This is a genomic window from Microbacterium meiriae (assembly GCF_040702565.1).
Lineage (GTDB): Bacteria > Actinomycetota > Actinomycetes > Actinomycetales > Microbacteriaceae > Microbacterium > Microbacterium meiriae.
This window is the reverse complement of record NZ_JBFBLJ010000001.1, coordinates 1263063-1284072: the sequence shown is the minus strand read 5'-3', so window position 1 is coordinate 1284072 and position 21010 is coordinate 1263063. Positions and strand designations below refer to the sequence as shown.

Below are 21010 nucleotides of genomic sequence, written 5' to 3'. Positions count from 1 at the left end.
GAGTCATCGCGGTAGGCCTCCGCGGTCCCAATAGTCGCGCCATTCTTCGTTGAGGGAGCGCGTAGTGTTCGATGGCTCCATGTGGGTGAAGGCGTCGGTCACGTACCGCAGCTGGTCGTGTTCCGGCCCTTGCGACGAAACGCCGACGAGGGACAGCCTGTGCCGTTCGCCCTGCGTCTGGGCGAAGTTGATTTCGTTCGTGGTGATGGTGAACGTCTCTGATCCTTCGATACGGCCCTTGACCTCGATGTAGAACACGCGGCCTTCGGCATCCGTCGAGCGAATGTCGTAGCCCGGGTTGTTGCGCGCCATCTCTTCCGGCGAGCGACCCAGTGCGCGCTCGGCTGCCATGGTCAGCTCCACAGCGCGGCGCTCCACTTCTTCGACGTTGCGAGCGAACGTCTGAGGATCGGCACCCACGGGACTGATTAGGCTACTTGGCACGACGAGCGCCATACCGCGAATTACCGCCGGCGCCGCCGCCACCTCCGCTGCACCATCGAGTTCCTTCATCCGACGATTCAGGCGATCTTCGAGCTGGTGGGACCGCGCGAGCGCGGTATCGGCCCGAAGCCGACCGATTGTCCCGGCACGTTCGAGGGCGTCGAGCCGGTTGTGTTCGCGGTCCCAGTGGTTGATCTCGGCGAGCAGACGTTCCTTCACCTGCGCGCGGGTGCGGGCGGCTTCGATGTGCAGGCGTGCTTTGACTTCGTCGATGCGTGGCTGGAGTCCGCGGCGGAACGCCTGGGCGCGGATCAGCTTCTCATGGTTCTTCTTCGCCCAGTCACTCGCAACAATGGCTCCGATCTGGCTTACCTCGTTCGCGCGCGGGCGGTCGTAGTCGAGGTACGGCGGCGTCGGGAAGACGGTCACGGTGCCATCACTGGTGAACTGCGGGTAGTCGAAGTGGTGCGAGATCGTCGCGGGCTCCGCCGCGGCAGTCTGGATCTTCTGTTCCACCGTGTACATCAGTGCAGGCTCGCTTGCCTGCTTGTCGCGCCGGTCAACGAGGATGGTGCCGCGCTTCAGTGCCTCTCCAAGATCGTCGATCGTGACCTCGATGACCGCCTGTAGGAGTGGGTGCCCCGGTGCGATCAGTGCGGCCTCGATCTGGCCGTCGGCGTGCTTCTTGTCGAGTTCGAACGTGATGCGCTCGTACTGCTCTGCAACCGGTGCCCACCGGTTCGCGCGGCGCGCGGCATCCATCACGCGGGTGGGGACGCGAGTGATCTCGTACCTGCCCCGCTCGCGGCGGCGGATGCGCCCGCCGAGCCGCTCGAACGCCGGCAGGAAAAATGCAGCGATGTAGCCGGGCTGGAGCCGACGTTCGCGGGCCTTCTCCATGCGCGCTCTGACTTCTTCGAGGTTCAACGCACTGAACATCTCGGGATGGAGGGCGCGCTCTTCGAGCATGTCGTCGAGCCCGCTCGCGACGCCCGCGTCGATGATTTCGTCGAGCTTCGCTTTGGTCTCGGGCTGATCACCGTAGCGGATGGCCTCGATCAAGAGGTCGCGTAACGAGCGTTCCTGGAACGCGTCACCTTCGCCGAGCACGTTGAACAGGTTGCCATTGTAGGCGTTGGACATCTGGTCGATCTTCGCCAGCAGCCGGGTGAAGACGTCCCCCTCGCGGGTGTCTTTCGCGACCATGTTCCACAGGTGGCAGACTTCGCGCTGGCCGATACGGTGGACGCGGCCGAAGCGCTGTTCGATGCGGTTTGGGTTCCACGGCAGGTCGTAGTTCACCATCAGGTGTGCGCGCTGGAGGTTGAGACCTTCGCCGGCGGCATCCGTAGCGAGCATGACGACCGTATCGGGGTCGTGCGTGAACTGCTCGCGAGCCGTCTTGCGGTCTTCGCGTCGCGTTCCACCGTGGATCGTGATGACCGAGTTCGCACGCCCAAGAAGTGCGGAGATCTTCGTCTGGAGGTAGTCGAGCGTATCTCGGTGCTCGGTGAAGATGATGATCTTCCGCGCCTCGCCGGACGCGGTGTTCGTCAGCAGCTGCTCGTCGAGGATCGTGCGCAGCTCTACCCACTTCTTGTCGACATCTTGCTGGCGCACGCGCAGCGCCGAACGAATCAAGCCCTCGAGAGTCTGAATCTCGGCTTGAAGTTCGGGAATCGTCTGCGCTGCCGTCGCGAGGTCCACCACGGTGTCAACCTGCTCCTCGAACCGTGCACGCTCGTCTTCGGTGGTCTCTTCATCGAAATCCTCGAAGTCATCGACTGAAAGACTCGGGAGTGCTGCTTCCGTGAAGTCCAGCTGCGTCTGGCCGGTGGTCCATCGGTCAATGTGCGCAGAGATGCTGGCGCTGCTGCGGGCGGTGTCAGTGGTGCGCTGCATTTCGCGCAGCTTGTCGTCGAGTCGTTGTTGGCGCCGCTGCAGTGAGCGCAAGATCGCTTCGGGGCTGGAGGCGAGTCGGCGCTGCAGCACGGTGAGCGCGAAGCCCACGTTGTTGCCGCGTTTCTTGTCTCCGTCGGCGGCGATTCGTTCGGCGCGCCCCATTTCGGTGCGGACGTAGGTCGTGACGTCCTCGTAGAGATCACGTTCGGCGGGGCTCAGCTCGTACTCGACGGTGTACGCGCGACGCTCCGGAAACAGCGGCTTGCCCTCGAATGTGAGGAGGTCTTCCTTCACCATGCGGCGCATGAGGCCATTGGTGTCGGTGCGGTGCACACCCTGACGGAACTGGCCTTCGAAGCGGTCTCGGTCGAGCAGTGACATGAACAGCTGGAAGTCGTCTTCCTTGCCCGCGTGCGGAGTTGCGGTCATGAGGAGGAAATTGTGGGCGGTCTCAGACATGAGGCGCCCGAGCCGGAAGCGCTTCGTCTCGGTGACTTCCCCTGCCCAGTAGTGAGCCGACATTCGGTGCGCCTCATCGACGATGGCGACATCCCAGGTCACGTCGGAGAGCTGCTCCAGCAGGTCCTCGCTACGTGAAACCTGGTCCATACGGACGATCAGATAGTTGTGCAGGTCAAAGACATTCTTGCCTTCGGCGTCGTCGACCATCTGTCGATTGAAGACTTCAAAGCGCAGGTCGAACTTCTGAGAGAGTTCTTCGCGCCATTGCTCGACAAGACCGCCCGGGGCGATGATGATGGCGCGATCGCAATCGGAGCGGAGGATGAGCTCTTTGAGGTAGAGCCCGGCCATGATGGTCTTGCCTGCGCCGGGGTCGTCCGCGAGCAGAAACCGGAGTGGGATGCGGGGCAGCAGCTCCTCGTACACTGCGCGGATCTGATGTGGCAACGGGTCGACGTCGGAGCTGTTGACTGCGGCCATCGGGTCGTAGAGTGCCGCGTACTTGATGCGGAGCGCCTCGGCCGCGAGACGGAAGTCATCAGGGTCGGCATCGAAGGGTGGTGCGGAATCGACATCACTTGCGAGTTCGAGTCGAGCGATATCAGCGTCAGTCATTGTCCGCGCGCCACTGCGACCGGAGTCTTCCCGATAGAAGATCTCGAAGAGGGAGTCGTCGATGGCGTCGACCGCGATCAGTGTGACGGTTCCACCCGGAACGAGCCCGCGGACGCGCTGGCCGGCATTCAATGCAGCTGGCGTGATCGTCGCTTCATCCACTTCGCTCCTCCTCTTATTTTGGGCAGTCGATCAGGGTACGTCTGGCCTCCGACATTGCCGCCACGAGTGCGACTATTCGGCTGATGCGGCGTCTCCGCGGCGCACCCAGTCGTCGACTTCGCTCGTCTGGAACTTCCAGAGGCGACCGACCTTGTGGGCTGGCATCCCCTTGTCGGCGATCCAGGCGTAGATCGTGTCCTTGGTCACACCCAGGTAATCTGCGATGTCGTCGGCAGAGAGCCATGGTTCAGACACGCGGACTCCTCGAGGCAAGTTGAACCGGATCTTTCCGGATATGTTCGAGACTAGCGGGTCAATGCATGGCGACGATTTCTGGATGCGGCGGATGCGGCTGGGTTCGCGAACCGTGATGCGCTGACATTGTTGCAGGAGACGGTGTTCGGCATGGATATCCACCCGGTATCGGTGGTGCTAGCCCGGGTGACGTATCTGCTCGCCATCGGACCGGAACGTTTGCAAGACCGAGGCACGCTCAGTATTCCAGTGTTCCTTGGAGACTCGGTGCAGTGGGGTCGCGGGGCCGGTGCGCTCAGCAGCGACGTCTTCACGATGGAAGTAGACGCAGAAGACCTCGCTGGAAGTGAGGCGGAGGACGAACAGCTGGGCGGGTTCGCTGAGTCGCTGACCTTCCCGCTCGGCTCCGACCCCACCGAGCTCGATATGCTCATCGCCGATCTCGCCGATCTCGCATCGCAGTACACGGATTCGACGAAGCCGATCCCCGCCATCGTGCACGTATTGAAGGCACGCGGGGTGAAAGACTCGCAGGCCGACGTGGTCAAGGCTTCATCCACGACACTCTGTGAACTTAACGCCGCCGGTCGCAACCACATTTGGGGTTACGTCGTCCGCGATCAGATCCGGCCGCTGTGGCTCGCGCGGAACCCGGTGGACGTGCTTGTCGGAAACCCGCCATGGGTGGCCTACCGCTATATGACGCGCACGATGCAGTCGCAGTTCAAGGCGATGCTCGAGTCGCGAAAGCTGTGGACCGGTGGGGCGGTGGCAACCAACCAAGACCTCGCGGCACTGTTCATCGCCCGTTCGGTCGAGGTCTTCCTCAAGCCCGGCGGCAGCTTCGGGTTTGTGACGCCCTACGCGGTGCTGTCGCGCTTGCAGTATGAGCTGTTCCGCAAGGGCGACTGGCTAGACGCCGATCCGCTACACATCAACGTTGCGTTCGAGACGCCATGGGATTTGGCGGACGTGCGTCCAGGCCTCTTTCCGGTGCCATCGGCGGTCATCTTCGGCACTCGATCGGACGAAGCTGTCGCGCTGCCGGGGGAGGTCATCGCCTTCCGTGGTCGCATTGGCCACCTTGTGCGTGAAGACGACACGGTTATCCAGCTGTCCGCCGAAGACGCCTATCTGTCGCCATACGCATCGAGGCCGGTCCAAGGCGCGACGGTCGTGCCTCGCGTGCTGACCTTTGTCAATGAGGTACCCGCCGGCATGCTCGGACGTCCCGCAGGAACCACTACGGTGACATCGGCGCGCAGCACGCAGGAGAAGACGCCATGGAAACTGCTCGATTCGGTCGAGACACCTGTGGAGGAGTCCTTCGTTCGAGAGGTGCTGCTCGGATCGAGCATGGTGCCATATCGGGTCGTTTGGCCGCACAAGGCGGTGCTCCCTATCACTGATAGTGGCGTACTTCAGCCTGCCCAGATGTTTCGTTACCCGCTGCTCAGCGCCCGCTGGGCGATGGTCGATGGCCTGTTCAACGCGAACAAGTCGGCCAAGACGAAGATGAATCTCACGGACCGTCTCAACTTCCAGAGTGGTCTCGCGCGTCAGTTACCTGCACCACCTCATCGGGTTCTCTACACTGCTTCCGGCAATCGCATAGCCGCGGCATACACCGCGAACACCGACTACGTCATCGAACACAAGCTCTACTGGTTGAACGTTGACTCGGAGGCCGAGGGGCAGTATCTCGCGGCCATCCTAAACTCGGATGCGGTCGCAGTCGCGGTCGCGAAACGGCAGTCGCGGGGCCTGTTCGGCACGCGAGACATCGATACGCTCCCGTGGCGACTCCCGATTCCGGCCTTCGATGCGGACAACGAAGCGCACGTGGCTCTGTCTGACCTGGGCATCGCCGCGACCGAGACTGCGATGACCATCGACTTCGCGGATGTGTCGGACTTCAAGGACGCACGTCGCCTCGTGCGGGACGCCCTGGCAGCGGATGGCACGACCGCAGCCGTCGACGAAATCGTCATCGATATGCTCGGCGTCAACCCGTCGGGCTCGGCGATTCTGCTCGGGGACGCCGAAGTCGCAGATTTTTTCGACGACGAGGATGCGTAGCTCGCGCCGCATGACGAAGCCGCCGGAGGCGATCGGTGGTTCCTCAGGAACTCCTGCGAAGGCTTCGACATCTGCCGCAGATGAGCCATCGTCAATCAGGGGGACCCCGCCTGCCTTGCTTGCAGACGAACGGCGTCCAGGCCCTGGTCCTCCGTCATCTGCTGCGGCCTGCTGCCGGAGATCAGTTGAACTGCACGTGCCCTTGATGCAACCGCTGAACCATTTGTTCGCGTAGCGCCTCCGCGAACCATTTCGGAACGGGCGATTGGTCGTTCTCGGTGCGAATCCAGTACCTCCCCGACGGATTTCCGTAGTCGTTGAAGTCCAGCTGCGCAGACCACGTGGTCAGGCCGCTGTTGGAGCGCACGGTGATCTCGACCACCAGGCCACTCACCGTTGCGCGGATGACGCGGGGGCTCCGTGATGACACGTAGTCGACCATGGCTGAGAAGTCTTCCTGCGTCAGCCAAGCGATGAACCGTGGGGGTGAGTCTCTGCGGCGTTGCTCCTCTTTGGCCGCGGTAGCGAGCTCGCGGCTGCCTTTGACTGCGAGTGTCCCGACCACCGCCACCGCGCCACCGATGAGCAGCTTTTCAAGGAATCCCATCGTCACCCTCTCAGCGAAACTCGCACGGGCGTCTGCGGCGTCGATTGCTGATCGCACGGACTGCGCTCCGCCGTCGACAACGCCGCCGAAGCTGAAACACCTCTCGCGATTGCACGACTGATTGTCCCCATGTTCTCTCCCAGCCTCAACGCTCGACGCGGAACCTCGGTCGACTCGAGATCACTCTAGCGAGAGGAGCCTTTTCCGGCGAAGCATAGTTACTAGCTGGGCGAGAGAGCGTTTGAGAACTCAGCGAGGAGCGAAACAACGAGTGAATTCGCCCGGTTTGCGTTCGACATGACCTATGGTCCCGCGCGGAGGTTCGTCATAGAAGGAAAAAGCTTCTCGCATGGTTCCGCAGTCGCTGAGCTAGTGGTGCTCGCGTTACGCAATCGACTGTCTCCTGATCGACAGAGCGATGTTTCGGCGCCGGATGGCCTCCGCGCAATGAGGGAAAGTTCCAAGGTTGGAAGCCTTTCATCTATAAGTCCGACGAAAGCCCTTCTCGGTGCCGGAGGGTCTCCGCGCTCCGCCTTACTGGCGCTGAGGTGGGGCCCGGCCGGAAGGGCGCAACTAAAGCCGTTCGCAGGACCCGTGCCTTCTGACTTTTACTCTGCGCAGCGTTGGAGGCGTTCCACCAACCGGTTGCTAAGGTCCAATGGCTCTTTCGCTGAGTTGTCGACCTGTCCTGATCGCCGAGTGGCCTCGCCGCCACTTCAGGGGCCCCTCGCCCTAAGAGTTCCGCCGCGCACGCGCCCCCGGGAGAGTCTGGAGCGCTGCTCACCTCGAAAGGACTAACCCCGGGATAGTCCGGATAACTGAAGTTATCGGGGCCTATGGGGCAAGACCTTGAAGTGAGACGAGGGCCGAGCCATCGAGGGCACAGAAGCCCTCTCTTGGAGTGATGGCGCGGGGAGGCGCCGTCGCGGCGCAGGGCCTTTGCAGGGCGGAGGACGCCGCTCTATAGACCGATTATTCGTGCCTTCATCGCCGTCGCCTGTTCTGCCGTGATTGCGCCTGAACGTTCTAGGGCCACAATGCGCTCAATCTGACTGGTGAGGTCGGCATCGTCGCTCATCGATGGCGTCACCGTGGGCGACGAAGAGATCTGCGACGAGCGAGCGTCTCGCTCCATCCCGTCCGCGATCGCATTGATCCGCTGAGCGATCGATCGAGCAGATCCAACGCTCTGGACCGGGATGCTCGTTGAGAAAGTCCAATCGCGCGAGCCGACGTGGAACTCGGCTTGTCGAGTGTCCGTCTTCTCCTTCTTCCCGAACGCCAACGCGGGAAGGAGGGCGGTGCCCGGGAGCACCGACCCGAGGAGACCTGCTGTCATCGATGGGCGCGACGTGACCTGGACCTGCCCGTCGAGGAACACCTGCGCCTGCGTGAACGCGTCGATCGGGCGCGCCTCCGCACCCCGATGAACGCGGTCATCGAACACCGTCAGATTCGGGAAGAAGTTCGCGGAGACGACGATCCCGACCACTGTGGGGACGTGTGCTCCCAGCGATCGGCGCAGTTTGTCGAGCTCACTAGTCGCCAACTCGACGCCACCCTTGATCTTCTGGGCTTTGGACCACACCAATAGCGCAAGCGACATCGCGACTTCTGCGGAGTGATCGCCGCTCTCAATGACTGTTCCGATCGCTTCTACCTTGCGAGACAGTGCCCTTCGGAATACGTCCTCTACGGCTGCCGTCTTTTCGGCGCGCGTCACTTTGCCTGTCGAGAGGGTCCGGCCGGTGGCTGTCTCGAACTCCCGCGCGAGGCGTTCTACAACGAGGGGGGATTGGGCAGTCAACTTGGAGGGCACACCGATTAGCATCGCTTTGCGACCCTCGCGGATGCGGATTCCGGTGGTCATGACTTCGAGCGTCGAGATGTCATCCCACGGCACAACCCGCGGCTTATCGCCGACGAGCCCGCGGCCAAGCCATGTGGTCCCCTCGAGGTGTATACCCTCGGGTCGAATATCGATGATTACGCCGGATGCGGCGAACGGGAAGAGTTCGGCCTCTGGTTGAGGTTGCGGTTCTACGAGCGCCTCCATCGACTGCGTAGTTGCCGTTGCCGTTGCCGTTGTCGTCGTCGTCGGCTGGTGGATGGGACCTGTGTCGATCCTGTCTGGAGATGCGACCTGTCGGTGCTGATCAAGCCACTGCGTGCCGTCCCAGTACGTTTCCCACGCCGGCCCATTCGCATACCAGCCCGCTGCAGCTCCACCCACGATGCTCCCCTTCGAGACCGCCCCAGTGACGGCATCCCACAGCGAGAACTTACTACTTCAGCGGTCGCCTGCGCTCAAGATGGCCACCCGGATTGTTGTGTGAAATAGGGTCGTCGACCGATCTGGAACAGCAGAAAGATAGAGACCCAGTGGCGCGAGGTAGCGGATGGACGGCAGGTGGGCACTGTCCAACCGAGGCGGATACACGCGCATGACCAGGGCAGCCGCGGAGGAGCTTGAGTAGTCGTCGAGTCATGACGCGTCGGACAGCTCAATCGATGCGCTATGCCTGATGTGACAGTTTCGGGCGCGCTGTACCTTCGTAGCACGGACAGACGATGACGGGAGGCGTGATGTGATGCGATAGAACTAGACGATGCAGACTGCGTCCGACTGGAAGCGACACTTCGCTCGACGGTTTAAGAGCCGTGACGGCCATCTCATGCTTGGGAGCGGCGTCGGTTCGATGCCGGGCACCATCCACTCGCTAGTCGGTTTTCTCGCTGAGGTCTGTCCGCGAGGATCGCTCGAGCGAATTGAGATGCTCTTGGAAGGCACCTCCATGAGCGTGATGGATACCCGCGCGATCCCCGGAAGGTCGTCGGCAGGGTCACGTGAGATTCCTACGGATCCCGTAGCGGTGCACGCCACCGTTCAACGAGCGAACGAGTGGCTCAGTCGTGTTCGAGAAGGAAAGCCCGCGGGAGAGGGCACTCGCATTGTGCCATCCGAGGACACGGGATCGATGATGAGGGCCGGCAACCTCGTTGCGGGTGGACTCATTTGGATGGCACCCGCAGCGGCCATCGAGGGGCTGCAGCTCGCGCTCCGACCAGTGCCGTTTCAGACGCTGTTTCGATCGGAGAGAGTCAATCAGCTCAGTTTCGCAATGCAGCTCGCCACGAACGATGCGAGGGCATTGGAACCGCTATTCCGGTGCGTCTGACTCGACCGGCGGCATACCTGGGATGCTGATTGCATGGAACTCAGCCAGCTCGAAAGCCTCGATCACTCTGATCAATGGACTGTGGTGAGAGGTCGCATTGCCGAGGGGTCGATTGAACTTGATGCAGCCCTGAGGGGCCTGCACGCGCAGCTTCGCGGGCTCGATACGCGAGAGGCGCTCCTTGCTGCTCCCCAGAATTGGGCGAACCTTGCCGGGCAGTGCCGCACGATGTCAGCCTGTGCACCCGTCGCGGATCGAAGAATTCATGCCGCGATCGGGGCGGCGATCGATAGCGCATCAGCGGCGTACGACGAGCGCAACCGCTTCATGCACGATCTGCTCGTCGCGGACATCGACGATGAGCTGCTTCCCGACGCCGAACGCATCAAGCAGGAGGGTGACCGCTATTTGTTGCGCCTGGTCTCGAAGGCCGGTGTGGCCGGGGTATCGGTCGTGACTCTGGACGAGGCCATCGGGGTCGTGCTCACACTCTCGGCCGAAACGTGGCGTCTCCGCGCAGCCCGCGGCTATTTGGCGGGCCGCACCACTTGGCGGTCGTTGCTCCTCGGAGCTGTGGAGGGTGAGTGGGACGGTACGGCGAACTGGACGTACGACGGCCCCGAGTCTGACGACTGAAACTCACGCAGCCGTCCGGGAGGCTCGCACTCGAACCGGAGGCGTGGCTTAGGCGGCTAGGGCGTGTCTCCCAATCGCGGGGGGGGTGACCCGCGATTCTGGCCGGCAAACTGTTCAGCGAACCCACGATCGAGAAGTTGGACGTCCTGGCCTCTAAGCTCCCCGCCTGAGACTACGATCTCGTCGAGTGTGTCGCTGTGCGATGTTCAGATCGCACAGCGACACACTCGTCACGATGGGGTCACGTTGGTGGCTGCGTGCAGTGCGGCGGTGAGGTAGCCCGGGGAAGCACCGACACCTTTGTCCGCGACGTGCTCGGGCCCAGCGATGTGAGCAGCTTCGCTCGGTGTCGTCCTTCTCGCTTCGCTCGGTGTCGTCAGGCGGCGGGTGGGTTCGCTCCGCCGCGCTGGATCGCTCGGTACACGGTTGAGCGGGCGACACCGAAGAGCTCGGCGATTTCGCTCGTGGTGTGCGTGCCGGCACGGTGCAGCGCGACCAGGTGCTTCTCCTGTGAGACGGAGAGCTTGGGCTTCTTTCCGCGGAGCTTGCCCGCGGCCTTAGCGATCGCCATCCCCTCGCGCGTGCGGGCACGGATGAGGTCGGCTTCGAACTCCGCGACCATCCCGAGGACGTTGAACAGCAGTCGCCCAACGGGATCGGTTGGGTCGTAGACGGAACCTCCGAGGTTCAACGTCACGCCCTTGCGCGTCAGCTCGTCGGCGATATCACGAGCGTCGGGGAGTGATCTTGCGAGGCGATCGAGCTTGGTGACGACCAGGACGTCACCTTTGCGGACCGCGGCAAGCGCTTCGCGGAGCCCCGGGCGTTCACGGTTCGTTCCGGTCATGCCGTGGTCGACGTGCACGTTCTCGGGATCGACGCCGAGCGAGTGGAGGCCGTCCCGCTGCGCGGCGAGGTCCTGCCCAGAGGTTGAGACGCGGGCGTATCCGACAAGCATGCGGCGACTGTAGCGTTTAGGGCACCTTCACCGGGCATTTTTGCGGGACAGTCTTACGGGAATCGAAGGCTTAGGTAGTTGCTGGGTTCTGGTCGTTCACCCGGATGGTCCGCACCTGTACCGGTGGACGACCCCTCAGCGGGCCGCCGGTTCACTGTCATCGTGCAGTCGCGATCCTGTAGGTTCTGGCTCAGGGAGTTCTCATGCGTCGCGCACGGATACCCCGGTCACGGCTCTGCGGCATCTGCCCGAAGTGAGGCCCGGGGTCGAGGATCGGGCGCGACGAGCTCGTCAGGCGGTCCCGCAGGGCGTCGTCGATGCTGCCGACGTACAGCCAGCCCATCAGCAGTTCGTGATCGGCCAGCCCGTGCGCGGCCCGTACTTCGGGCGAGTTGGCCAGGTGTCCCGTGCGCCATTTGACGCCCCAGCCGGCCTGCCAGAGGGCCAGTTGGAGCAGGTGGCCGACGCCGGCGGCGGTGGCGTGCTGTTCCCATTCGGGCACGTCGAGGTGTTCTCGAGGGCTGGCGACCAGGGCGATGAGCAGCTCCGCGCGGAAGGGCTTGGGGTTGCGCTCCCCAGGTTCGCGGTCGACGCTGCCGGCGGCGTCCAGTGCCTCGCCGAGTCGGGTGCGGTCGTCGCCACGGAGTGTGATGAGCCGCCACGGGCGAAGGGACTTGTGGTCGGCTACCGGGGTCGCTGCGGCGAGCAGGTGCATGAGCTCCGCATCGGTCGGCGTCTCCGGTCCCACTTTGCCCAGTGAGCGCCGAGTCGCCATGGCTTCGAGCAGGGGATCAGAGAAGTGGACCATGTATCCATTGTCAGCGCCTGGAGACATCCGGTAGTCGTCGAGAGGCGACCACCCCCACCGCGCCCATCGCGGCCAGGAACAGCAGCGCCCACTGCAGGGCGAGGGTCGCCAGCAGCGCGCTGATCGCGCCGACGATGAGCAGGACGAACCCCATGGCGGTGTTCGACACCGCCACGTAGGTGGTGCGCTGGTCGCCCTCGGCCATGTCGATCACATAGGTCTTGCGACCGACGCGCACGCCCGTGTGTGTCAGCGTCAGCAGGAAGTAGGCGGCGACGAAGACCAGATTGCCTGCCAGCGATGCTCCTGCGAAGACGGGGAGCGCGACGAGCACCACGAGCGCCACGATGATCGCGGATGCCGCGGCAGCGCCGAACGTCATCACGTTCCTGCTGGAGCGGTCGGCCCATCGGCCGAAGATCCTGCCGCCGATCAGGGCGGCGACCCCGGAGGCCAGGATGAACCCGCCGAGCCCCGACAGTCCGCCCGCTCCGGAGGCGATGGACAGGGCCACCACGAACGGCGGGGCGAGTGAGGAGACGAGCAGGAGACTGCGCACCCCGACGAAGCGGCGGAAGTCGCGGTCGCCGCGCAAGAGTGCGATGGTCTCTGCGAACCAGTTCGGCCCGGGGCCAACATCTTTCTCGACGCGGCCGGCGCCGACAGGTTCTTCGGATGGTTCGCGAATGCCGAGGTACACTGCCGCCACCAGCACCCAGAGTGCGGCACCTGCCGCCAGCAGCCACGCGAGCTGTTCGGCCGCCAAGTCCTCGCCGCCGAGAATCCGGATGCCCAGGCCCAGGGTGATGGCCACCACTCCGGACGCCGTGGTCGCCAGCCCGTTGATCTGCCCGCGTTCGCCCTTGGGTATGGTCCTCCCTTGGACGTCCTTGGAGGCGATCGAGCACAGGCACCGCCCCAGCGCGAACGCCGCCAGCCCGACCAGGATCACGACCCCGGCGACCAGGCCCTGCCCGAGCGCGGCGGTTCCGGCGATCACTCCCGCCGAAGCGGCCTGCACCAGAGCGCCGGAGATGAACACCCACTTGCGGAACCGCACACGGACGATGAGTGGCGTGAGGAACGCCTGCGGGAGCATCGAGAGCGACTCGCGGATCGGCACCAGTAGGCCCGTCAGCGCCACGGGAACGCCGAGGGCGTTGAACATCCACGGCAGCACGGTCGAGGCGTTGACGATCTGATCGCCCGAGGACTGGAGCGCGTTGGCGGCCACCAGTCGAAGTCCATTGGGCGCGAGATTGCGTCGCACCTCAGGATCGAGCTCCTGCTCGGCCCGCTTGTCCCGGTGCAACACCGCCGAGTAGATCCGCTCCCCAGCGCTCATACCCGGGAATCTAGACTGCGCCCGCGACATCCGCGAGACCTCTGTTCGACGCTCGCGTCTGCGCGCGGAACTCCATCCGTTATACCCGTGTGTGCATAGTCCCACGACACGTCGGGCGGGCTGGTAGCGTGTAGCGCATGGCCGCCGCGCACCGCATGCCTCTGACGCCGTTCGTCGACGTTCTGCCGTTGCCCGAGCGCCTGCTCGCGCGCGATCACAACGGCCGTCTGACGGTGCGGATCCGTACCGGCTCGCACAGCTTCCATCGCGATCTGCCCCGGTCGCGTGTGTGGGGCTACGACGGCACGCTCCCAGGCCCGACGATCGAGGCTGAGCGCGGCCACCCGGTCCGCGTCGAGTGGCGCAACGAGCTTGACGGCGGGCTGCCCGTCATCGTAACGATGGCCGGCGACGAGGTCGACGCCGACGGTGTGCCTGTGCAGTGCAGTCCCGGTCTGAGCGGCGGCACGCCGGACCCGCACGCCGCGGCGCTGACGGGACACTCGGTCGTGCACCTGCACGGTGGCCTGACACCGGCCGTGTACGACGGCTGGACCGAGAACCTCTTCGCACCCGGCCAGCTCGCCGTATTTGACTACCCGATGGACCAACGCGCGACGCTGCTCTGGTACCACGACCACGTGATGGGCGTCACTCGGTTCGACGTATACGCCGGGCTGGCGGGACTGTGGATCATCCGCGACCAGCGCGAACGTGACCTCGGGCTGCCCGAGGGACCACCGTACGAGGTGCCGCTGCTGCTGCAGGACCGTAACTTCGGACTCGACGAGGGCGGTCGGCTGACCGGCCAGCTGGTGCACAAGACCGACCCTGGGGTGATGGAGGCCTTCGCGCCGTTCACGGTCGTCAACGGCAAAGTCTGGCCTATCCTCGACGTCCAGCCCGCCACGTACCGCTTCCGCGTGCTCAACGGCTCCAACGCCCGCACCTTCCGGCTCGTGCTGCTGCGAGACGGCGTGCCCGAATTCGATCGCATCACTCAGATCGGCACCGACTCGGGCCTACTCCGCGAGCCCGTCGCGCTGCCACCCGACGGGCTGGTCCTCGCCTCAGCCGAGCGCGCCGACCTGCTCGTCGACTTCTCGGACCTTCAACCGGGCACCGAGCTCACGCTCTACAACACCGCCGGCGCTCCGTTCGATGGCGCGCCCTTTCCCGCCGCTGATGCCGCCGATGCCGCGGATCTCGACGCGCTGCTGCCGTACCCCCAGGTCATGCGTTTCCGTGTCGTCCCGGGCCCGGTCGCGCACCGTCCGGTGCCCCGCGAACTGGCGACCGACTTCGCCCTGCCAAAACCCGAGGAGCTGGACGCGGCGCCGCGGCGTGCCATCGCGCTTGTCGAGCGCGAGTTCGAGGACGTACCCAACATGCTGACCATGCGTGAGCTCGCCGTTGTCGACGACGAGGACGAGACGACCGGTCCGCTGATCACCCTCACCGACGGCGACCACACGACGCGCTACCGCGCGGTTGCCGCCCACTTCGAGGACACCGCCACGTTCTTCCCGATGCTCGGCCAGTACGAGATCTGGCAGCTCATCAACCTCACCGATGACACGCACCCCATCCACATCCACCTCGATCCCTTCCAGGTCCTCGCGCGCCGGCCCATCGGCTGGGAGATCCCCGACGACGGCATCGGCGATCTCGACCTCAGCGCGCGGATCACTCTCGGTCGCGACCCCGACGACGAGCTCGACCACGTCATCGACGCCAACGAGCGCGGGCTCAAAGACACAGTCCGCGTCAACCCCCACGAAATCGTCGAGATCGCCGTCCGGTTCCACGCCTACAGCGGCCGCTACATGTACCACTGCCACATCCTCGAGCACGAGGATCGCGATATGATGCGGCCCTTTGTGACCATGCCTCCCGAACTCATGCCGTTCATGGCGTGACCCTGGCACGTCAGGAGCGCCAGGGAATACAAATCGATTCGCCATGTTGAAGTGGGAGACGGGCAGCCACTTCTGCTGGCCCTGCACTGTACGACGCGCCAGGCCCGCGAACATCGAATCTGCTGGGCGCCCGTTCGCGTTTGAGAAGGAGTACGAGAATGGCTATTCAGGATAAGGTCGCATTGGTCACCGGAGCCGGGCAGGGGATCGGGCGCGGCATCGCGCTTCGTCTCGCCGCCGACGGTTTTGACATCGCCGTCGCGGACATCGAGCCGCAGCGCGAGAAGGGTGATTCGGTCGTCGCCGAGATCGAGCAGCTGGGCCGAAAAGCGGTCTTCGTCGCTGCGGACGTGTCGAAGCGCGACCAGGTCGTTGCCGCTGTCGACGCAGCCGCCGAACAGCTCGGCGGGTTCGATGTGATCGTCAACAACGCCGGCATCGCCCAGATCAAGCCCGTACTCGAGATCACCGCCGAAGAGCTCGATCAGATCTTCCGGATCAACGTCGACAGCGTGGTCTGGGGCATCCAGGCGGCCGCAGCGAAGTTCGAACAGCTCGGTCACGGTGGAAAGATCATCTCCGCGGCATCCATCGCGTCGATCCAGGGGTTCCCCATCCTCAGCGCGTATTCGGCCTCGAAGTTCGCCGTTCGCGGCTTCACCCAGGCGGCCGCGCAGGAGCTCGCTCCGAAGGGCATCACGGTGAACGCATACGCGCCCGGCATCGTCGGCACCGGCATGTGGGAACTCATCGACGCCGAGCTCAGCAAGATCAACGGCAAGCCACTCGGCCAGAACCTCAAGGAAAACGTGGAGGGCATCGCGCTCGGCCGCATCGAGACCCCCGAGGACGTCGCGAAGGTCGTGTCGTTCTTCGCCGGCCCCGACTCGGACTACGTCACCGGCCAGGTGCTTCTCGTCGACGGCGGCATGCTTTACAACTGAGTCATCACTGACCGTCTCACCACCCGCCGCGCGTCGGCGTGTGACCCTCCCGGGCGCCCTCCGGTATCGGCAGCTCAGCCCGCAGACCGAGCAGTCGGAAAGGCCTCGTGAAGATCAGACGAAGTCACGACCGGACCGTACTCACCTGCCCCTCGACGCGACCTGCGTCGGGGGGCTTTTTCGCGCCCACAAATCGGCGCCCAGTGGTGCAGCCACCTCGATACGCCTGTACTGAATTACGTATCGAACGCGTCAGCCGCAACCTCCGCGAGCTCGAGGTCAGGGCGCGCACGCACGTCCGGCGGGTTCTGCCTGCCGGGACGCTCACCGCGCGTCGAGGGCTCCCGGCGAATGTGGCGTTCGCAGCCGCCTTGTCCATGGCGTTCTTCACCGCAGACCTGTTCATTCCGCTCGCCCTTACCAGCGTGCGAGGGATCAGCGCTACACTCGCTGGGATCGTCCTGACCGCAGGCATCATCGGGTGGACCGCCGGCGCCTATGCCCCCGCCCGGCTCCTGAAGTGGGGCATGACCAAGGGGGGCATCGCGCGCCTCGGAGCGATTCTCGTCATCGCGGGTTTGACGGTGATCGGTGCCGTGATCCTCACCACCGTCCCCGTCCCCGTCCCCGTCGCCGCCGTGGGCTGGATCATCGCCGGGCTCGGCGCCGGTCTCGGTTTCACGATCAACTCCATCGCCGTCCTCGATGATGCCGCTGGCACGGTCGGGCGCGCCTCATCGCAGATGGAGCTCGGCAACCAGGCCGGCATCGCCATCGGCACCGGGCTCGCCGGTGCCCTGGTCGCCACCATGGGCGCCACTGCAGCCGGACTAAGCGGCGTCCTCGTCGTCGCTGGGGCCGGCGTCGTACTCGCTCTCCTCGCCTCCACGAGGTTCGCCGAAACCCACCCACCCTTGACTCCCCCCGAAAGATGATGCTGACTTGGACTCGAAGTCCGAGCACGAAAGGAGAACACAATGACCATCAACGACATCGGGCCCCGCCCGAACGCGTTCGACATCGAAGAGGCCACCCGGCGGAACGAGAACTACCGCAGCGTGGCGTGGACCGGGAAGTATTTGCAGGTCACGCTGATGTCTATCCCGGTCGGGGAGTCCATCGGCCTGGAGGTCCACCAGAACACCGATCAGTTCCTGCGCCTCGATGCCGGACAGGGCAGGGCCGTCATGGGCCCGGCCAAGGACCGGCTCGACTTCGAGCAAAACGTCTCGGATGGGTGGTCTGTCCAGGTCCCCGCCGGCACCTGGCATGACGTGATCAACACTGGCGACGAACCGCTGCGCCTCTACGCGATTTATGCCCCGGTGCACCACGCACCTGGCATCACCCAGGGAACCAGCGACAAGGCAGAACAAGACGAAGCGACCGGTAAGGACGAGCCTCCCGCATGGACCGTCCAGCCCGAGGACAGCGCGCCGGACGAGCACGCCAACTGACGTCTACTTGTAACGACGAGCTCGAACGCATCGAGAGGCTCCTCAACGAACGGCCTCGGCAGGTCCTTGAATGGGCGGCGCCGACGGCGACTGTGATGTGTCTCTGCGAGACCGCCCACCGGGGATACCCCTTCGAGTCAGGAGGGCGACCAGCGTGGGCGTGGCGCCGGTCTGGGCGCAGCCACGATCACATCGGGCTTGTCACGTGGACGATCCTGAGTGGGCCTTCTTCAGGTGTGGGCGTCTCGAACCCGTCGATGTACGCGATCGCTCGCTCGCGCGACACAGCGATGTCGTCCGGGCCGGAGTTCTCGCGCTGGGCCAACCTGTCCAGGAGGATCGACCGCCTGGTGTCCAGGTAGTAGACGACCGGGACGACGCCGAGGGGGGCGCAGAGCCGCCTGAACTCATCGCGCGAGGCACGGGACCAGAACGAGGAGTCCACGACGACGCCCTTCCCCTGCTTCACACAGTCGACGAGCTTGTCCTGGAGCGTTCCGTTGACGACCTGGCGCGCGTCGTCGCCGATCGGGTGGGTCCGGTGCCCGAGGGCCCACGCCTCGCCGTCGAACGAGACCCTGACATAGCCCCGGGCCTCCAGGCCACGCGCGTAGGTCGACTTCCCCGATCCAGCCGGACCGCACATGAGGATGACCTGGTCCACGTAGCCAACCCTATGCGGGCTCAACGCAGGTGAGGGACAAAGGCGGTGACGCCCGGGTAGGAGTCGAGGGCTGCATGACCACCTACGGCCGGCATCACCCGGAAATCCGCTTGACCATACCGCCGTGCCGTAAGCCGATCGTCCACCGGTACAGGTGCGGACCATCCGGGTGAACGACCAGAACCCAGCAACTACCTAAGCCTTCGATTCCCGTAAGACTGTCCCGCAAAAATGCCCGGTGAAGGTGCCGTAAACGGGCTCTTCCCAGATGAGGGTGTAGTTGTCGTTGGCGTGGCGGTCCCGGGATAGACGTCGAGGTCTCCCGACGATGGAGGTTCCTACGCCATCCATCCGAAAGACCTCGACGTGTCCGACGCTACTCCGCCGGCCGGCTTCGGCCGCCCCGACCTGACCGCCTTCGCGTCCTATCCCAATCGACTCTGATCGGGTCTGCTGATGCTCTCGACGAGAACGCAGCGACATCACAGCCACCCAACCCCGACCGTCCGGGAAACCGGGACACGTCACATGGCCTGTGCTGCGGGCGTGTCGAGTGGGTCGTCCAGGGGGCGACGCAGGAGCGTCGACGCGACGTGCTGAGAGGTGATTCCAGTCGAGCACTGGCACACCGGCTACAGGCATGGCGATAGGTCAGGAACGGTGTCGCTCCCTACGCAGGAGGGAGCGCAGAGTCTCGGCGTTCGCGTAGCCGACTCGTAGCGCGATCTCGGCGGAGGTGAGGTCCGTGGTTGCTGAGAGGTGCCGAGCTCGTTCGATGCGAAGCCGTTGGACGAAGCCGAGCGGAGTGAGGTTGAGCGCCGCACGGACTCGTCGTTCGAGGGTGCGCCGGCTGGTGCCAAGTGACTGCGCGACGAAGGCGACGTTGAACGGTTCGTCCAGGCGGGCGCGCACGAAGCGTTCGAACTCGACGACGATCGGGTCCTCGTGCCGGAGATGTTCGTAAGCGACGAAGGCCGCCTGCGACGGGCGCTCGTCGATGATGAGGAGCTTGGCGACATGTTGGGCCAGGTCGGGGCTGATCGATCGCACGAGTGAGAGCGCGAGGTCGATGTGGGCGAACGCGGCGCCGGCGGTGACGAGGTTCCCGTCGGTCACGACCATGGTGTCGAGATCGAGGGCGACGGTCGGATAGCGCTTCAGGAACTCCGGCCCCAGGAACCAGCTGGTCGTCGCCCGCCGATGATGCATCCGTCCGGTCTCGGCGACGGCGAACACGCCGGTGCACGCCGCGGCGATCCGGGTGGTCGCCTCGTCGAGGCGCCCGAGCGAGGCGATGACCGAACGAGCATCTCGGCTCTGGAGGGCGTCGTTGGTAGCGGCGGCCGTAAGGGTTCCAAGCGCAGGGACAACGACCACGTCGAACTCTCCGGACTCCGACAGCGGGTGGTCCACCGACAGGGTCATCGACGCCGTCGTGGTCACTCGCCGTTTCGGTCCGAGGATGGCGAGTTCGATCGGGTCGATCCGCGGGTCGACATCGCCGCGGGCACCCTCGGCCACCCGCACGATGTCGATGATCGACGCGATAGCCGAACCGAAGCAGCCGTCGATCGCGATCAGTCCAATACGCATGACGTAAACAATAGCAATACTGCCGTATACGCCACTCCCCACCGGCCCTCGCTCGTCATACGCTGAACTCGTCCCACGAAGAACCCCGATTTCAAGGAGAGTCCCTCATGTCCACACCCGCATCACTTCCGTATGCCTTCGTCGCCAAGATCGTCGCGGCCGATGGACAGCACGACGCGGTCGCCGATCTGCTCGCCGGCGCTGTCGCACTCGCCAACGAAGAAGTAGGAACGATTGTCTGGTTCGCGGTCAGGACCCACGCCGACACCTTCTGGATCTTCGATGCATTCCCCGACGAGGCCGCTCGCGACGCCCACGCCGACGGCGCCATCGTCGCAGCCCTGATGGCCAACCAGCACCTCCTCGGCGCAGCACCCGAGATCCTGGCGGCCGACGTCCTGGCGTCCAAGCTCCCGTAGTCCGCCAACGCACGTCCGCAACGCGAACACAACACGAGCGCTGCCGGTCACAAACTCAACAGGCAAACCAACGGGCGGCTATGGAGCGGCTCGAGCCACAAAGCGCACGCCACATTCGAAGGAGCAATTGATGCCATCTATTCCTACATTGTCGTTGGACGACGCCAAACGTGTCATCGCGGCAGCAGAAGCTGAATCCAGCACGCAGGGTCAGCCCAGTAACATCGCCGTCGTCGATGCCGGCGGCAATCTCGTCGCTCACGTACGGATGGACGGAGCGTGGCTGGGCAGCATCGACATCTCGATCAACAAAGCTTTCACGGCCCGAGCGTTCGACACAGCCACCAAAGACCTCGGCGACCTCGCCCAACCCGGTGAGCAGTTCTACGGCATCGACGCCTCCAACAACGGTCGGGTGATGATCTTCGCCGGTGGCATCCCGCTCGAGCGCGACGGCCAGGTCGTCGGCGCCGTCGGCGTCAGCGGAGGAACCGGCGTCCAAGACCAGGCCGTCGCCGAAGCCGCCGCCAGCGCCTTCTGAGACCGACCCGCACCGAACCCG

General features: G+C 64.6%; 17 protein-coding genes. 8 read left to right on the top strand and 9 right to left on the bottom strand.

Features of this window, described 5'->3' with window-relative positions; all coding sequences use genetic code 11:
• Positions 1–3: 3 nt before the first annotated feature.
• Positions 4–3585, bottom strand: a complete 3582-nt coding sequence (locus tag AB0310_RS06230; protein WP_366236798.1) for a helicase-related protein — start codon at positions 3583–3585, stop codon at positions 4–6.
• A gap of 72 nt (positions 3586–3657) precedes the next feature.
• The gene (locus AB0310_RS06225; RefSeq protein WP_366236797.1) at positions 3658–3840 is read right to left on the bottom strand and encodes a helix-turn-helix domain-containing protein; all 183 of its coding nucleotides are present in this window, start codon (positions 3838–3840) and stop codon (positions 3658–3660) included.
• Between the two features lie 126 nt (positions 3841–3966).
• Between AB0310_RS06225 and AB0310_RS06220 the strand changes: the two genes are divergently transcribed.
• Positions 3967–5919, top strand: coding sequence for an Eco57I restriction-modification methylase domain-containing protein (locus AB0310_RS06220; protein WP_366236796.1), 1953 nt, complete (start codon positions 3967–3969; stop codon positions 5917–5919).
• 181 nt (positions 5920–6100) lie between these two features.
• Here AB0310_RS06220 and AB0310_RS06215 read toward each other — a convergent pair whose 3' ends face one another.
• Both AB0310_RS06215 and AB0310_RS06210 read right to left on the bottom strand, forming a co-directional pair.
• Positions 6101–6532, bottom strand: coding sequence for a hypothetical protein (locus AB0310_RS06215; protein ID WP_366236795.1), 432 nt, complete (start codon positions 6530–6532; stop codon positions 6101–6103).
• Between the two features lie 955 nt (positions 6533–7487).
• Positions 7488–8759 carry a hypothetical protein gene (locus AB0310_RS06210; protein ID WP_366236794.1) on the bottom strand — a complete coding sequence of 424 codons (1272 nt, stop codon included), beginning with the start codon at positions 8757–8759 and terminating at the stop codon, positions 7488–7490.
• Between the two features lie 979 nt (positions 8760–9738).
• On the opposite strand from AB0310_RS06210, the gene AB0310_RS06205 reads away from it, so the two are divergent.
• On the top strand, positions 9739–10341 hold the full coding sequence (locus AB0310_RS06205; RefSeq protein WP_029989822.1) for a hypothetical protein: 603 nt from the start codon (positions 9739–9741) through the stop codon (positions 10339–10341).
• 376 nt (positions 10342–10717) lie between these two features.
• On the opposite strand, the gene AB0310_RS06200 is transcribed toward AB0310_RS06205, so the two are convergent.
• The 3 genes from AB0310_RS06200 to AB0310_RS06190 all read right to left on the bottom strand — a co-directional run bounded on the left by AB0310_RS06200 (position 10718) and on the right by AB0310_RS06190 (position 13452).
• Complete coding sequence (locus tag AB0310_RS06200; RefSeq protein WP_036280117.1) at positions 10718–11299, bottom strand: recombinase family protein; 582 nt, start codon at positions 11297–11299, stop codon at positions 10718–10720.
• Between the two features lie 190 nt (positions 11300–11489).
• Positions 11490–12107, bottom strand: coding sequence for a nitroreductase family protein (locus AB0310_RS06195; RefSeq protein WP_366236793.1), 618 nt, complete (start codon positions 12105–12107; stop codon positions 11490–11492).
• A gap of 10 nt (positions 12108–12117) precedes the next feature.
• Positions 12118–13452: an MFS transporter gene (locus AB0310_RS06190; protein ID WP_366236792.1), complete on the bottom strand. Its 1335-nt coding sequence runs from the start codon at positions 13450–13452 to the stop codon at positions 12118–12120.
• A 137-nt stretch (positions 13453–13589) separates the two neighbouring features.
• On the opposite strand from AB0310_RS06190, the gene AB0310_RS06185 reads away from it, so the two are divergent.
• From AB0310_RS06185 to AB0310_RS06170, 4 genes are all read left to right on the top strand, one after another.
• Positions 13590–15371 (top strand): multicopper oxidase family protein, encoded by a 1782-nt coding sequence (locus AB0310_RS06185; protein WP_025104940.1) that lies wholly within the window; start codon positions 13590–13592, stop codon positions 15369–15371.
• Between the two features lie 158 nt (positions 15372–15529).
• Positions 15530–16315 carry an acetoin reductase gene (locus AB0310_RS06180; protein ID WP_025104939.1) on the top strand — a complete coding sequence of 262 codons (786 nt, stop codon included), beginning with the start codon at positions 15530–15532 and terminating at the stop codon, positions 16313–16315.
• 377 nt (positions 16316–16692) lie between these two features.
• The gene (locus AB0310_RS06175; protein ID WP_366236791.1) at positions 16693–17250 is read left to right on the top strand and encodes an MFS transporter; all 558 of its coding nucleotides are present in this window, start codon (positions 16693–16695) and stop codon (positions 17248–17250) included.
• 42 nt (positions 17251–17292) lie between these two features.
• Positions 17293–17772: a cupin domain-containing protein gene (locus AB0310_RS06170; protein WP_079113303.1), complete on the top strand. Its 480-nt coding sequence runs from the start codon at positions 17293–17295 to the stop codon at positions 17770–17772.
• A gap of 187 nt (positions 17773–17959) precedes the next feature.
• Here AB0310_RS06170 and AB0310_RS06165 read toward each other — a convergent pair whose 3' ends face one another.
• The gene (locus tag AB0310_RS06165; RefSeq protein ID WP_232089073.1) at positions 17960–18436 is read right to left on the bottom strand and encodes a P-loop nucleotide/nucleoside kinase family protein; all 477 of its coding nucleotides are present in this window, start codon (positions 18434–18436) and stop codon (positions 17960–17962) included.
• A gap of 651 nt (positions 18437–19087) precedes the next feature.
• Complete coding sequence (locus AB0310_RS06160) at positions 19088–20029, bottom strand: GlxA family transcriptional regulator (protein WP_102209946.1); 942 nt, start codon at positions 20027–20029, stop codon at positions 19088–19090.
• A 107-nt stretch (positions 20030–20136) separates the two neighbouring features.
• Between AB0310_RS06160 and AB0310_RS06155 the strand changes: the two genes are divergently transcribed.
• A complete protein-coding gene (locus AB0310_RS06155) occupies positions 20137–20448 on the top strand; it encodes a putative quinol monooxygenase (protein ID WP_105950100.1) in 312 nt (103 codons plus the stop codon).
• Positions 20449–20602: 154 nt separating this feature from the next.
• Positions 20603–20989 carry a GlcG/HbpS family heme-binding protein gene (locus AB0310_RS06150; RefSeq protein WP_366236790.1) on the top strand — a complete coding sequence of 129 codons (387 nt, stop codon included), beginning with the start codon at positions 20603–20605 and terminating at the stop codon, positions 20987–20989.
• Positions 20990–21010 lie beyond the last annotated feature (21 nt).

What these genes read in the sequence shown, in the direction of transcription:
- AB0310_RS06180 (WP_025104939.1), top strand. Translation starts at nt 15,530, where the DNA reads ATGGCTATTCAGGATAAGGTCGCATTGGTCACCGGAGCCGGGCAGGGG.
- AB0310_RS06160 (WP_102209946.1), bottom strand. Translation starts at nt 20,029, where the DNA reads ATGCGTATTGGACTGATCGCGATCGACGGCTGCTTCGGTTCGGCTATC.
- AB0310_RS06170 (WP_079113303.1), top strand. Translation starts at nt 17,293, where the DNA reads ATGACCATCAACGACATCGGGCCCCGCCCGAACGCGTTCGACATCGAA.
- AB0310_RS06195 (WP_366236793.1), bottom strand. Translation starts at nt 12,107, where the DNA reads ATGGTCCACTTCTCTGATCCCCTGCTCGAAGCCATGGCGACTCGGCGC.
- AB0310_RS06175 (WP_366236791.1), top strand. Translation starts at nt 16,693, where the DNA reads ATGGCGTTCTTCACCGCAGACCTGTTCATTCCGCTCGCCCTTACCAGC.
- AB0310_RS06155 (WP_105950100.1), top strand. Translation starts at nt 20,137, where the DNA reads ATGTCCACACCCGCATCACTTCCGTATGCCTTCGTCGCCAAGATCGTC.
- AB0310_RS06200 (WP_036280117.1), bottom strand. Translation starts at nt 11,299, where the DNA reads ATGCTTGTCGGATACGCCCGCGTCTCAACCTCTGGGCAGGACCTCGCC.
- AB0310_RS06205 (WP_029989822.1), top strand. Translation starts at nt 9,739, where the DNA reads ATGGAACTCAGCCAGCTCGAAAGCCTCGATCACTCTGATCAATGGACT.
- AB0310_RS06185 (WP_025104940.1), top strand. Translation starts at nt 13,590, where the DNA reads ATGGCCGCCGCGCACCGCATGCCTCTGACGCCGTTCGTCGACGTTCTG.
- AB0310_RS06190 (WP_366236792.1), bottom strand. Translation starts at nt 13,452, where the DNA reads ATGAGCGCTGGGGAGCGGATCTACTCGGCGGTGTTGCACCGGGACAAG.